Below are 13,625 nucleotides of genomic sequence, written 5' to 3' on the forward strand. Positions count from 1 at the left end.
CATGGCCGGGCTTGTCCCGGCCATCCACGCCTTGCCACGCGGAACGAAGAACGTGGATGCCCGGGACAAGCCCGGGCATGACGACCTTCCGTGCGGCGCCATTGTGCTTCTGCATCATCATTCGTCAGTTCCTGATGTCCATGGCGCTGCGCAGGCCGTCCGAAAGCAGGTTGAAGCAGATCGAGACCGCGAAGATCATCGCGCCCGGCAACGCTGCGACCCAGGGATTGACGTAGATCGCGGTTCGCAGCGTGTTCAGCATCAGGCCCCATTCCGGCTCCGGCGGCTTGGTGCCGAGACCGAGGAAGGACAGACCGGCCGCCAGGATCATCGAGACCGAGATCAGGCTCGTGGCATAGACGAAGATCGCACCGAGCACGTTGCCGAGGATGTGCACGCGCATGATGGTGAAGGGCCCGGCGCCGGAGGCACGCGCGGCCTCGACGAAATCCATGTTGCGCACGCCCGTCGTGACGCTCTCGGCGACGCGGGTGATCTGCGGCACGAACACCACCGTCAACGACACGATGGAATTGAGGATGCCGGCCCCGAGCGCGCCGGAGATTGCGATCGCCAGCAGCACGGACGGAAAGGCATAGAACACGTCGACCGTGCGCATGATCGCGGTGTTGAGCTTGCCGCCGACATAGCCGGCAATGATGCCGAGCGAGGTGCCGATGCAGAAGGCGAGAATCACGGGCAGGATGCCGATGACCAGCGACAGCCGGCCGCCGTAGATCAGCCGCGCCAGCATATCGCGGCCGAGCTCGTCGGTGCCGAGCGGATAGCCCGCCGTGCCGATGTGGCGCAGGCGGCGGATCATCGAGCCCTTGTAGGGATCTTCGAGACCCAGCCATGGCGCAAGGACCGCGGAGAGGAAGATCAGCAGCAGCACCAGCGCGCAGGCCATGCTGACCTTGTCGCGCATGATGCGGCGGCCGACGGTCGCCCAATAGCCCCGCGCCTTGGTCGCGGGCGCGACCTGGAGCGCGGCGTCGGCGGTGGCGGACAACGGAAGCTCGCTCATCGGCGGGCTCCCAGTGCGCATTGCTTCAATCGGTGCAAGCCCGGAAGGCAGCGTACCTCTCCCGCTTGCGGGAGAGGTCGGCGCGTGGCGCCGGGTGAGGGCTTCCTCCTCTTGGGGGTTCGCGATTGAGGAGACACCCTCTCCCCGACCCTCCCCCGCAGGCGGGGGAGGGAGCGCACTGCCTTCGCGGCGATAGCTGGGCACGATCCCATCTTCTAGCCCCGCTTGATGCGCGGGTCGATCGCGGCTTGGGCGATGTCGACCAGCAGATTGAGGAACACGAAGAACAGCGCCAGGATCAGGATCGTGCCCTGCAGCAGCGGCAGGTCGCGCTGGAAGATCGCGGAGTTGAGCAGGAAGCCAGATCCCGGCCAGGAGAATACGGTCTCGATCAGGATCGAGCCGCCGAGCATGTAACCGAGCTGAAGACCCATCACGGCAAGCGCAGTGGGCGCGGTGTTCTTGACGACGTGGCGGAACACGCCGCGCTCGTGCAGACCCTTGGCCCGCAAGGCTTCGACGAAGTCCTGCGAGAGAATGTCACCGGTGAGGGCACGCACCGTGCGGGTGACGATGCCCATGGGAATCACCGATGTCGTGATCGCCGGCAGCACGAGATATTTCAGATGCGCCCAGTCCCAGACCCAGGAATTGGAGCCGCTGGGCCCGGCGCCGACTGCGGGCAGCCAGTTGAGCTGAACCGAGAAGATGATGACGAGCAGCATGCCGAGCCAGTAATGCGGCACGGAGACGCCGGCGATGGCAAAGGACGTTGCGACCTTGTCGATCCAGGTCTCGCGAAAATAGCCGGCGATCAAGCCGAGCAGGATGCCCATTGTGAAGCCGATGATGGCCGCGGCAATCGCGAGCGTGACCGTGTTGCCGACCGCGCGCATGACCTCGGCGAGCACCGGGCGGCCCGTCGCGATGGAATTGCCGAGGTCGCCATGCAGCGCGCGCAAGAGCCAGAGGCCGAACTGCACCGGCAGCGGCCGGTCGAAGCCATAGGCGGCGCGAAGCTGTGCGGCGAGCTCCTGCGAGGCATCGGCCGGCAGCACCGCGACGAGCGGATCGCCCGGCGTGATGTGCACGAGCAGGAAGCACACCAGCGCCACGCTGATGACGATCGGGACGACATAGACGATGCGTCGGGCGATATAGGCGAGCACGTTGTTTCTTTCTTCCTTCTCCCCTTGTGGGAGAAGGTGGCGCGCAAGCGCCGGATGAGGGGTTGTTTCCGCGGCTACAGCATTTCAAACGAGAGAGAGCCTCTCCGCGGAGAGAAACCCCTCACCCGGCTTCGCTGTCGCGAAGCCACCCTCTCCCACAGGGGGAGAGGGTGCACTGAGCAAGCTACGACTACTGCTTGATCGACACTGGCGAGAAGTCGATGAACCAGCTCTTCGGCTGCACGACGCCCGTCACCTTCGGGCTCATCGCGCGCGGGCCGACGTCGTGGGCGACGTAGAGGAAGGCAGCGTCGTCGACGGAGGCCGCATGCAGTTCGGCGAGCGCGGCATCACGTGCGGCGGGATCGAAGGTCTGGCGCGCCTTCTTCACCAGCTCGTCGAATTTGGGGTTGTTGATGAAGCCCCAATTGTTCGAGACCGGCGGCGCCATGCCCGATTGCAGGAAGCGTACCAGGGCGAAGAACGGGTCCATCGCCGCATAGGTGACGTTGGTCGCGTTCGAGCCGTTGGCCGAGGGGTCCTTGGCGCCACGGCGCCAGTTGGTGAACAGCGTATTCCACTCGATGACATCGAGCTTCACATCGAAATAGCATTCGGCGAGGGCCTGCTGGAGATATTCGTTCATCGCCAGCGGCTGCATCTGTCCCGAACCCGACGCGGACGTCTGCGTCTTGACCGTCAGCTTCTTGTTGGGACCGAAGCCCGCTTCCTGCATCAGCTTTTGCGCTGCCGCCTTGTCGTACTTGATCTCGAAGGTCGGCTTGCCGCGCCAGGGATGGCCGGGCTCGAAGGTGCCGGTCGCCGGCACCATCAGGCCGGCGAGCAGGCCGTCCCTGAGGCCTTCGCGGTCGATGCAGAGGTTCGCCGCCTTGCGCACGCGGATGTCGTTCCAGGGCGAGCCTTCGACGCGCGAGAATTGCCATGGCCAGACGTGCGGCTGCTCGTTGGCGTAGAGCTTGAAGCCGCGCTGCTTGAGCTCGGGCAGTGCGTCCGGCGCAGGCGCTTCGACCCAGTCGACCTGGCCCGAGAGCAGCGCCGCGGTGCGCGCATTCGCTTCCGGCATCGGCAAGAGCACCATCTTGTCGATCTTGGGCACGCGCGCCTTGTCCCAATAGTTCGCGTTCTTGACCAGCTCGAGCCGTTCGCGCGGCGTGAAGCTCGACATCTTCCACGGGCCGGTGCCCGAGGCGTCCTTGGCGAACGCGGTCCAGGCGGCCTGCGACTTCGCCTTGGCATCGGCGCCTTCGGCCTTGTCGTAGAAGGCCTGCCACTTCGCCGGGCTCGCCATGAACAGGTTGGTGAGGTTGATCGGCAGGAAGCTGTCGGGCTCCTTGGTGGTGAGCTCGACCGTCATGTCGTCGATCTTCTTTGCCGAGGCCAGCGTCGGCATGCGCGAGGCCGTGACGCCGACCTGGCTGGCGTCGAATTGCGGCGCGTCCTGCTTCAGCACCTTCTCGACGTTCCACACGACCGCATCGGCGTTGAACGGCGAGCCGTCATGGAACGTGACGCCGGGGCGCAGCTTGAACACCCACTTGGTCTTGTCGGCATCGTCGACCTTCCACTCGGTGGCAAGACCGGGGATCACCACGCTCGCCTTGTCGGCGGAGGACAGGTCCCAGCCGGTCAACGCGTCGTACATGGTGAGGCCGGTGAAGCGATTGCCTTCAAAGCCCTGATCGGGCTGACCCAGGGTGCGCGGAATATCGGCAGCGGTCATGCCGATGCGCAGCACGGTCTCGGCGCTGACCGCGCGCGGCCATGCGGCCACGCTCCCGAGCGCCAACAGCGCGATCAGCGCCGCGCGGGTCTTGTTCTTCTTGATAAGCATCGCCTCAATCCTTTTCCGGCTTTCGATGATTAATTTTGATGCAGCAGTATGCAATGGCTATGCCAAGGAGAAACTTATTCTGCAGATTGCCCCCGGGACGACAAGTCTTTGTGATGACGCACGGGCGAAATCGGCGCGCTGCCTATTCTGGCATCAAGATTGCAAGTTCGGCCCCAGATCCTCCCTGGAGCTTTGACTTATGCGTATTCGTCTGTCGACCTGTCTCGCCGTGCTTGCGTTGGCAGTTTCCGCAATCTCGGCGCGCGCCGAAACGGTGGTGCGTTACGGCATCTCGATGGCGGACATCCCGCTGACGACAGGCCAGCCCGATCGCGGCGCCGGCGCTTACCAATTCACGGCCTACACGATCTACGATCCCTTGGTCGCCTGGGAGATGGACGTCGCCGATCGCCCCGGCAAGCTGGTGCCGGGGCTCGCCACCGAATGGAAAGTCGACGATGCCGACAAGACCAAGTGGCGCTTTACGCTTCGCAAGGGCGTGAAGTTTCACGACGGCAGCGAGTTCAACGCCGATGCGGTGATCTGGAATCTGGACAAGGTGCTCAACGACAAGGCGCCGCAATTCGACAAGCGGCAGAGCGCGCAGGTGAAGACCCGCCTGCCCTCCGTCGCAAGCTACGCCAAGGTCGACGACTTTACCGTGGAGATCACCACCAAGACGGTCGATTCCTTCTTCCCGTATCAGATGCTGTGGTTCCTGGTGTCGAGCCCGGCACAATATGAAAAGCTCGGCAAGGATTGGGACAAGTTCGCCAGCCAGCCCTCGGGCACCGGCCCTTTCAAGTTGACCAAGCTGGTGCCGCGCGAGCTCGCCGAGCTGACCAAGAACCCTGACTACTGGAACAAGAAGCGGATTCCCAAGGTCGACAAGATCGTGCTGGTGCCGATGCCGGAAGCGTTGACGCGCACCAATGCGCTGCTTGCGGGACAAGTCGACCTGATCGAGACGCCGGCGCCGGATGCCGTCCCGCAGCTGAAAGCGGCCGGCATGAAGCTCGTCGACAACGTCACGCCGCATGTCTGGAACTATCATCTCAGCGTGCTTCCCGGCTCGCCCTGGACCGACATCCGCCTGCGCAAGGCGCTCAACCTTGCGATCGATCGCGAGGCGGTGGTCGGCCTGATGAACGGGCTGGCCAAGCCAGCCAAGGGCCAGGTCGACCCGTCCAGCCCGTGGTTCGGCAAGCCCAGCTTCGAATTGAAGTATGACCTCGCCGCCGCGAAAAAACTGGTCGAGGAGGCCGGCTACTCCAAGGCGAAGCCGCTCAAGACCACCTTCATCATTGCGCAAGGCGGCACCGGCCAGATGCTGTCGCTGCCGATGAACGAATTCCTGCAGCAGAGCTTCAAGGAGATCGGCATCGACATCGATTTCAAGGTCGTCGAGCTCGAGACGCTCTATACGCATTGGCGCAAGGGCGCGGCCGACGAGATGAACGCCGGCATCACCGCCAACAACATCGCCTATGTCACCTCGGACCCGCTCTACGCCATCGTCCGCTTCTTCCATTCCGGGCAGATCGCGCCTGTCGGCGTCAACTGGGGCGGCTACAAGAACCCGAAGGTGGATGCGCTGATCGACGAGGCCAAGCAGACCTTCGATGCCACCAAGCAGGACGAGCTGCTGGCGCAGGCGCATGCGCTGATCGTGGACGATGCCGCACTGGTCTGGGTCGTCCACGACACCAACCCGCACGCGTTGTCGCCGAAGATCAAGCAATTCGTGCAGGCGCAGCACTGGTTCCAGGATCTGACGACGATCGGGGTTGAGTGAGGGGCCGCCCTGCTTCCGCAAACACCACTGTCGTCCCGGGGCGCGACATAGTCGCGAGCCCGGGACCCATGGCCACCGGACTCGGTTTTGCGAAGACTCGTAGTTGCCGATCTCGCGTTACGGCTGCTCCCTGTGGTTATGGGGGACGACACCTTTAGTGTGGCACGAGCGATGCCCTCTCGCTTACAGTCCTACTTCGTCAGCAGCGTATACGCGCCGGTCCAGCCCTCCGGCGGTGGATTGAGCTGGAAATCCTTGATCCTTGCTTCGTAAAGCCGGAACAGCTTCTCGAGCGTGTCGGCATCCTCGCTGCGGCGGCCGCGCTCGATCGCGTCCAGTGCCCCCTGCCAGTTGCGGCTGCGGTAGCAGCCGAGCATCTCGATGGTGACGTTGCGCAGGCGCTGGAACGCGCCCGAATGCATCACGTCTTCACGGCCGGCGATGGCGTAGATCACCTCCGGCTCGGTCTTGCCCTTGACCATGATGAAGTCAAGCTCGAGGATCGCGAACTTCTCCTTGGCCGCGAGCGCGGTCCTGGATCCGACGATGATCGGAAAGCCGTATTCCTTGGTCTGCCCTTCCAGGCGCGAGGCCAGGTTCACGCTGTCGCCGAGCACGGAATAGTTCTTCTTCAGGTCGGAGCCCATGTTGCCGACGACGCCGATACCAGTGTTGAGACCGATGCCGACATTGAGCGGGATGTAGACGTGGCCGCCGTCGGCGGCCTCCTGCTCGCGCTCCTTGTTGACCACGTCGATCTGTTCCAGCATCTGGATCGCGGCCTCGCAGGCATTGACCTCGTGCTGGGGATCGTCGAGCGGCGCGTTCCAGAACGCCATGATGGCGTCGCCCATGTATTTGTCGATGTAGCCCTTGCGCTCGATGATCACGTCGGTCAGCGGCGTCAGGAAGCGGTTCATCAGTGCGATCAGCCCTTGCGGATCGTGCTTGTAGCTCTCGGAAATCGTGGTGAAGCCGCGCACGTCGGAGAACATGATCGTCATCTCGCGCTCCTCGCCGCCGAGCACGAGCTTTTCCGGCGACTGGGCCAACTGCTCGACCAGCACCGGCGACATGTATTGCGCGAACATGCCGCGGATCTGCACGCGCTGGCGCTGCTCGCGCACGAAGCTGGCGAAGATCAGCGTCAGATAGATCGCCGTGGTCGAGAGCAGCGGGTAGGTGAAGTCGATGAGGTAGCGGTACTGCGCGTAGAAGAACCAGGACGTGCCGACCAGGATCGCCGCGAACATCGCACCGGCGAGCACGAGGCGCACGGGACCGAGATTCGGCGTGAAGATGATGACGAGCAATCCGATCACGAGCGCGGCGATCAATTCGACGCCGAGCGCGTAGTTCGGCTGCGAGATTACCGCGCCGCTCAGCAGGCTTTCCAGCACCTGTGCATGGATCTCGACACCCGGCATGGTCGAGGACACCGGCGTGGTCTTGATGTCGTTGAGCCCGACCGCGGAGGTGCCGACCAGCACCAGCTTGCCGGCGATCCTGGCGGGCGGCACGGTGTTGTCGAGGACGTCGGCCGCCGAGACGTAGATCGAAGGATCCTGGCGCGCATAGTGCACCCAGAGCTGGCCGTTCTTGTCGGTCGGAATCTCGACGCCCTTGAGGCGAACGGCCCGCACGCCGGTCTTGTCGGTCCGGATCAGCAGCGTCGGCGTGCCCGTAGCGACGCGCAGGATCTCGAGGCTGAGCGAGGGCATGATGTGGCCCTGGGCGCGCATCACCATCGGCACGCGGCGGATCAGGCCGTCGCGCTCGGTCTTGATGGTGAACAGGCCGCGGCCGGCCGCGACCTTCTCGATGACCGGTACGTTGCGGAGCAGGCCCGGGAATTCGAACAGGAAGCGTTCGGCGCCCTCCTCGCCAACCGTCGCGACGCCGGTGAACGGCAGCGACTTGTCGATCTCAGACGAGATCGCTCGCTGCCCGGTCTCGCCCAGCACCACGCGCGAGCGCTTGATCGCCTCGGCAAGGATCTGGTCGTTGGTCGGCAGCTCGCGCAGCTTGGCGCGGGTGGCATCGTCGAGAGAGCGCATCTGGCCCGCGACCAGATCCGGATTGAGCCGGTCGGGCTCGGAAAACACCACGTCGAAGCCGATCGCCACCGCGCCGTTCTGGGTGAGGTTCTGGATCAGGTCGGCGATCCGCGTGCGCGGCCACGGCCACTGGCCAAGCTTGGCGAGGCTCTTGTCGTCGATGTCGACGATGGTGACCGGCCGCGCCGTCTTGTGGCGCGGATCGATCAGCTGGAACATGTCGAAGGTGCGCAGCCGCAATTCCTGGATCGGCGGCGGATCCCAGAGCCGGGCGCCGGCAAACAGAACCAGCAGCACGAGGCACATCAGCCGCGCAAGGCCGAACTTCCGCGCAAACCACCGCCGCAGGATCTTGAGACGCTTCATGGGGGTTGGATATCACGCTTTGATGGCGAACGGCAGCGCGGATCGGCTTGCAGACGATCGCGGCCCATCGCGCAGCGATCAGGCATGGACGATGAAGTCGCTCGCCTGGACCTGGGCGACACCCTTCAGGAGGATGGTGTCCGTCGCATTGATCGTGATCAGGGTGTCAGCTCCTGAGGCCACCACGTGCTGGTCCAACCAAGCTTGCGTATCGGACGTCGTGACAACGGCCGACAGGTCGATCTTGTCCGTACCGGACGTAAAGTTCAGGATCGTATCGTGGTTCGAATTGGCCGCGAACACGAACTGATCCTGATAGCCGGTCCCGAACAGTACGTCTTTGCTCTGGGTCCCGGCAAAAGTCACCGGCCCTTGTTCGCTCAGATTGAAGATCAGGTTGACCGTATCGCTCGCGCCATGACCGTCGGTGACGGTGATCGCGACCTTGTCCGTCGCAGATGCGCTCTGGCCCGGATCGGTGTATGCCAGCGTCTGGAGGGCCGAATTGAGGTTGGCCAATGTGTCGGAGGTCGATGCGGGGTCCACAGAGGTGCCCGAATCCGCGGTCGCGGCGAGCGTGAAGGTTTCATCGACGGCAGAGTCGGCGTCGCTGACGGAGATACCGTGGACGAAGACCTGGTCGCCTTCCTGCGTGACGCTGATCTCGGCGACGTCGATCACGGGCGCATTGGTCGTGTCATTCGCGCCTGTCACGTCCACCGTGAGCGTTGCCGTGCCGGTCGCACCATGAGCGTCCTTGGTCTGGACGGTGAACGTATCCGTATAAAATCCTTCCGGCAGCGCGTTGATCGCCGTCGCGTTGGGAACGTAACTGTAGCTGCCGTCGGGGTTGACCGTCAGCGAGCCGTACAGTCCTGCAACCGTCGTCACCGCATGGTGATCTGCGTTCAGAACGGCATAGGTCAGCGTCGCCGTCTCGCCGCTGTCGACATCCGTTCCGGACAAATGGCCCGCGAGATTGGCGAAGGTGTCGGCCGCGGCAGTGTCCGTGAGCGGGCCAATGTCGAGATCGGCGAGTGTCGGCGCGTCGTTCGTGCCGGTAATCGTGACGGTGACATCCTGGCTCACCTTGCCGCCATGCTGGTCGTCGAACGTGACGGTATAGACCTGAGTGATGGTCTGGCCCTGCGCCAGCGATTGCAGCACCGCATTGCTGTTGTCGAGCGTGAAATGCCAGCCCAGCGTCGCGCCGTTGTCGTTGTCGGTATTGAACTCGTCAACCGCGCAGTCGATTGAGAAGGTGCCGAGCGGCGTGCCCGCGGCGAAGCCCGGAAGCTGAACGCTTGACGTGGACGATTTGAACACGGCTTCCGCCGTGTGGGTATCGATCAGGTCGAGATCCTGGATCGCCAGCGTACCGTCGATCGACAACGTTGCGCAGGCGTCCTCAGTGACGCTCCCCGTTGCAGCGTCTGCGTCGCTCGTGATGGTCGGCGCGTCATTGGTACCGGTGATGGTGACCGTGACGTCCTTGGTGACCGTCCCCCCGTGATGGTCGTCGACCGTAACGGTATAAACCTGCGTGACGGTCTGGCCTTCGGCCAGCGACTGCAACACCGGATCGTTATTGTCGATCGCAAGGGTCCAGCCGACCGACCCTCGCGAGCTGACGCCGGGACTCTCGCTCACCGCCGTCAGCGTGAACGTGCCGATATGCGAGGTCCCGTCGGTGAAGCCGGGCAAATGCGCGCTCGACGTCGTCGTCTTCAGGACATAACTCGCGGTGTGGGTATCCGTGAGATCAGGGTCGTTGAAGGCGATGGTGCCGTTCGCCGTCAGGGTTGCCGTATCCTCCGTCACCGCGCCGGTCGAGATCGTGTCGTCCTCGATGATCGTCGGTACGTCGTTGGTGCCCTCGACATTGACATCGGCACCATTGATGGAAACCGTGAGCGGCGTGCTGACGATGCCGCCGTGCCCGTCATCGACCTGTACCACGTAATTGAGGATCAGCTTCTCGTCCTCGGCAAGGAAGTCGAAGAGATGGTCGGGAACGCTGTAGGTCCAGGTGGCCGAGCCGTTGTTGCCGTTCCCTGCACCCTGCACCACCGTCAGCGGCACCTTGACGGCTGCGATCGCGGCGAGTTGCTGCGGCGTCAGCGTGGCGGTGATGTCGTTGCCTTCGGCATCGAGATATTTGAACGGCTGGGTCGACGAGAGCTCAGCGCTCACGATCGGCCGGTCCGTCAGATCGACGTCGGTGAAGGTGACGGTGCCCGTGATAGTGTCCAGGGCCTCGTTGCCGGTCCCGACCTTCTCGATGACGTTTCCGCCCGACGTCGCCACGGTCGGCTTGTCGTTCGTCCCCGTGATCGTGATGGTGATCGGGATGAACCTGGACTCGGGGTTCACCACGAAATTGGTATCGACCCGCACCATGTAGGTCAGCGTCAGGGTTTCGCCGGCCGCGAGGAAGTCGAAGACCTTGTCGGGGATCGTGTAGGTCCAGACCGCCGAGCCGTTGTTCTCGTTGGCGGGGTCGGCAACGACGCTGATCTGGATCTGCGTCGCCGCGATGCCCTGCTTCTGGAGCTCGGTGAGCGAGCCGGTAACGTCCTGCTGGCCGGCGCTCTTGTAGACGTAGTTCGGCGCTTCGGCGAGGCTCACCGACACCGTCGGCCGGTCACCGAGGTTTTGATCGACGAATCTGATCAGGCCGGTGATCGTATCGGCATGCGTATCGCCCGTTATGCCCGCGCGCTCAGTCAGCGCGAAGGCCGTCTTTACAATACCGCCGGCGTCGAAGCTTTGCACGATCGGCTGGCCGGGAACACGGGTGGCCTGCTGCGTTGAATTGCTGGGGCCGTCGCGTCCCTGCGGGCTGAGATTGACGAATGTCGCGACTGCGACGGCGCCGGACCCCGACTTGAACGCGAAGTCCAGGCTGATCGGCGTGATCGTGTCGGTGAAGTTCGTGGTCAGCTTGGTGTTGGTGTTGTTGTCGGTGAACTTCAGCGTGAACACGTCCGTGATCAGCTTCTGAATTTCCGGCGACATCAGCGCATTGCCGATCGAGACGTTGCCGCCACTGATCTGGATCATCTGGCCGGCCTGGTTGACCGTCGCGATCGGCAGCAGCGTGATCTTGTCGAACAGGATGTAGGAGCCGGTGGTGCCGTTCGGCTCGACCAGCACCTGGAAGCTCGCCTGCGGCTGCGGATCGCCGCCGCCGGCGGGAACGACGAAGTTGATCTGGGTCAGCACTGCCGTGCCGCGGATGCCCATGGTGGCGACCGGCGTGTCGACCTTCATGTCGCCATGCTTGGCGGTCTCGCCGGCGACGAAGGTGATGGTGCCCGCGACCAGGCTGAGCAGCGAGGAGTTGCTCGACCCGTTGGGGTCGTAGACCATCTCGTTCAGCACCATCCGCGCATTGGAGGACAGGCCGAACACGGTGCCGTCGATGAAGGTGATGCCGAGCGTCGAATCGGCGCCGGTCGAGACCACGTCGCCCTTCTCGACATTGTCGCCGTTGTTCAGGATGACCGAGACGCCGTTGCGAATCGCGGTCGCGCTGCCGGAGAGTTTTGTGACGTGACCGATGACCTGGGCCGCAGCGGCGCCGGGCGCGGCCTGGGCAACCTGGACGTGGCCGGTGAGGGCATTGACGATGTCGCCGGTGAGGTGGGCGCCGTCGGGCGAGGCGATCGCGGCGCGCTTCTCGCCCCTGAAATAATCATGAACCACAAACTCCTGACCTTCGTGGGACAGCACGAGATCGAGGCCGGCGCGCTTGAACTCGCCGTTGAAGATCAGGTTGGGGTCGGGAACAACGAACGCGCCATCAGGCACATGGCCGTGCCCCTTTGCGATGAAGGGCTTGGCCACGAGGGAATCGGCATGGACGTGGCTAGGCGCGGAAACCTGGCCGTCCAAGGACGTCGCGGCGTCAAATTTGCCAGCGTAATTCAACCGGGCACCGCAAAAAGGGTTTAAATTTAAGTAAGTATCAACCGCCTAAGCTTGCTTAGCATTACCAAGTCCTTAGCGAAACCATCTATTGCTTGTGTGATTTCGCGTCACTTGGCCGTAAGAGCCCCGGCAGGCCAGCGCCTTCCCAGAGAAGCTGAAGTAACATTCCAAGCATTCTGAAGTCGAAATGAGCTTAGATGCACGCATTTCCCATCATCCCAAGTCGTTTATTGTAAAACTGGTCGAAGAGATACTTGCGTCATCTTTCTCGCATGATGCCCTGCAACATCCTGCGCCAAATATGGAACTAGATCTGTGACCTAACTAACAGAACCAGTGAAATAGCGCGCTGTTAGCCATAGGACGCAGAATCAGCGACCTCGCAACTCCTGCCTGCAACAGGCTCATATCATGGCAGCGTGCCCTCCTAGGCCTCGGATCGTAAAATTTTAGGCAATTTGGGCAGGCCTGTTTCAGCCTGTCCCACGGTTTTGGGACCCCTGCCGGTCGCGTTAAGCAGAGCAAAACGGCTCGCCTCGCACTATCTCCAGGAAAGCAACGAAGCCCGGCACGTCGAGATCGAGGGGGATCTCGCGAAGCTTGGCAAGGGGATGTCAGATGGAGACCGCTGCTCGCTCGCGCGCCTGGCGCGCAATCCTGATCTTGTGCGGCCTGATCCTGCTCGGATCGGCCGCCGAGCTTCGCGCCGGCACGCTGCTGTCGCCCGGCGCCGGCGTCCTCGTACGCAAATCCGCCGAACCGTTCGGCGTGTTCGCCTTCGCCATCTCATCCGGCGGCCTCCAGCAGAAATGGTCCACGCTGAAGGACAAGCTCGACGACGACATGGTGCAGCTCGCGCTGTGCGACGGCGACCGGGACAATTGCGTCTCGCCCGCGGCCCTGAAGCTGCTCGCCATCGTCGACCAGGCCCGCGCCCGCGATGGCCGTGCGCGCCTCGGCGAGACCAACCGTGCCATCAATCTCGCCATCCACGCCGCCAACGACGGCACCGACGATGTCTGGAGCTCGCCGCTCGCGACCTTCGCGCGCGGCGCCGGCGATTGCGAAGACTATGCCATCGCCAAGCTCGCAGCGCTGCGGCTGGCGGGCATTCCTCCCGAAGACCTCCGCATCCTCGTGGTGCGCGACACCCGCGCCGGCGAGGAGCACGCGATTGCTGCTGCACGGCTCGACGGCCACTGGCTGATGCTCGACAATCGCCGCATGGCGATGGTCGAGGACGACGCTGAGCGGAGCTATCAGCCGCTGTTCGCGCTCTACCAGTCGGCCGTGATGAAATATGTCGACGAGCCGGTGCGAGTCTCGATCGCGGCCGCCGAGGCGCGTTGATCCTTCCTGTAGCCCGGATTCAACCACCACAAACTCGTTTCGCCGCGCGATCCCAGACGCTAGCATGGCACCTTCC

General features: G+C 63.5%; 7 protein-coding genes and 1 pseudogene. 2 read left to right on the plus strand and 6 right to left on the minus strand.

Annotated features, from left to right (window positions below):
- Positions 1 to 124: 124 nt before the first annotated feature.
- The 3 genes from ACM42_RS06030 to ACM42_RS06040 form a co-directional block, all read right to left on the minus strand.
- A complete protein-coding gene (locus ACM42_RS06030) occupies positions 125 to 1,027 on the minus strand; it encodes an ABC transporter permease (protein ID WP_271527036.1) in 903 nt (300 codons plus the stop codon).
- A 215-nt stretch (positions 1,028 to 1,242) separates the two neighbouring features.
- Positions 1,243 to 2,196, minus strand: a complete 954-nt coding sequence (locus tag ACM42_RS06035) for an ABC transporter permease (RefSeq protein WP_271527038.1) — start codon at positions 2,194 to 2,196, stop codon at positions 1,243 to 1,245.
- A 190-nt stretch (positions 2,197 to 2,386) separates the two neighbouring features.
- The gene (locus ACM42_RS06040; protein WP_028179611.1) at positions 2,387 to 4,048 is read right to left on the minus strand and encodes an ABC transporter substrate-binding protein; all 1,662 of its coding nucleotides are present in this window, start codon (positions 4,046 to 4,048) and stop codon (positions 2,387 to 2,389) included.
- A 199-nt stretch (positions 4,049 to 4,247) separates the two neighbouring features.
- On the opposite strand from ACM42_RS06040, the gene ACM42_RS06045 reads away from it, so the two are divergent.
- On the plus strand, positions 4,248 to 5,843 hold the full coding sequence (locus tag ACM42_RS06045) for an ABC transporter substrate-binding protein (protein WP_271527041.1): 1,596 nt from the start codon (positions 4,248 to 4,250) through the stop codon (positions 5,841 to 5,843).
- Positions 5,844 to 6,034: 191 nt separating this feature from the next.
- Here ACM42_RS06045 and ACM42_RS06050 read toward each other — a convergent pair whose 3' ends face one another.
- From ACM42_RS06050 to ACM42_RS38650, 3 genes and pseudogenes are all read right to left on the minus strand, one after another.
- A complete protein-coding gene (locus tag ACM42_RS06050; RefSeq protein ID WP_271527043.1) occupies positions 6,035 to 8,266 on the minus strand; it encodes a CHASE2 domain-containing protein in 2,232 nt (743 codons plus the stop codon).
- A 78-nt stretch (positions 8,267 to 8,344) separates the two neighbouring features.
- Positions 8,345 to 10,087, minus strand: coding sequence for a VCBS domain-containing protein (locus ACM42_RS38645; RefSeq protein WP_442868902.1), 1,743 nt, complete (start codon positions 10,085 to 10,087; stop codon positions 8,345 to 8,347).
- A gap of 66 nt (positions 10,088 to 10,153) precedes the next feature.
- A pseudogene (locus ACM42_RS38650) lies at positions 10,154 to 12,199 on the minus strand (FecR family protein); the annotation flags it as partial.
- Between the two features lie 618 nt (positions 12,200 to 12,817).
- Between ACM42_RS38650 and ACM42_RS06060 the strand changes: the two are divergent.
- The gene (locus ACM42_RS06060) at positions 12,818 to 13,549 is read left to right on the plus strand and encodes a transglutaminase-like cysteine peptidase (protein ID WP_271527047.1); all 732 of its coding nucleotides are present in this window, start codon (positions 12,818 to 12,820) and stop codon (positions 13,547 to 13,549) included.
- The last annotated feature ends 76 nt before the right edge of the window (positions 13,550 to 13,625 follow it).

Origin of the sequence: Bradyrhizobium sp. CCBAU 25338 (genome assembly GCF_028128965.1) — a bacterium.
Classification (GTDB): Bacteria; Pseudomonadota; Alphaproteobacteria; order Rhizobiales; family Xanthobacteraceae; genus Bradyrhizobium; species Bradyrhizobium liaoningense.

Bases quoted from the DNA above. Each gene is read 5' to 3' on its own strand.
- ACM42_RS06030 (WP_271527036.1), bottom strand. From the start codon at position 1,027: ATGAGCGAGCTTCCGTTGTCCGCCACCGCCGACGCCGCGCTCCAGGTC.
- ACM42_RS06040 (WP_028179611.1), bottom strand. From the start codon at position 4,048: ATGCTTATCAAGAAGAACAAGACCCGCGCGGCGCTGATCGCGCTGTTG.
- ACM42_RS06045 (WP_271527041.1), top strand. From the start codon at position 4,248: ATGCGTATTCGTCTGTCGACCTGTCTCGCCGTGCTTGCGTTGGCAGTT.
- ACM42_RS06050 (WP_271527043.1), bottom strand. From the start codon at position 8,266: ATGAAGCGTCTCAAGATCCTGCGGCGGTGGTTTGCGCGGAAGTTCGGC.
- ACM42_RS06060 (WP_271527047.1), top strand. From the start codon at position 12,818: ATGGAGACCGCTGCTCGCTCGCGCGCCTGGCGCGCAATCCTGATCTTG.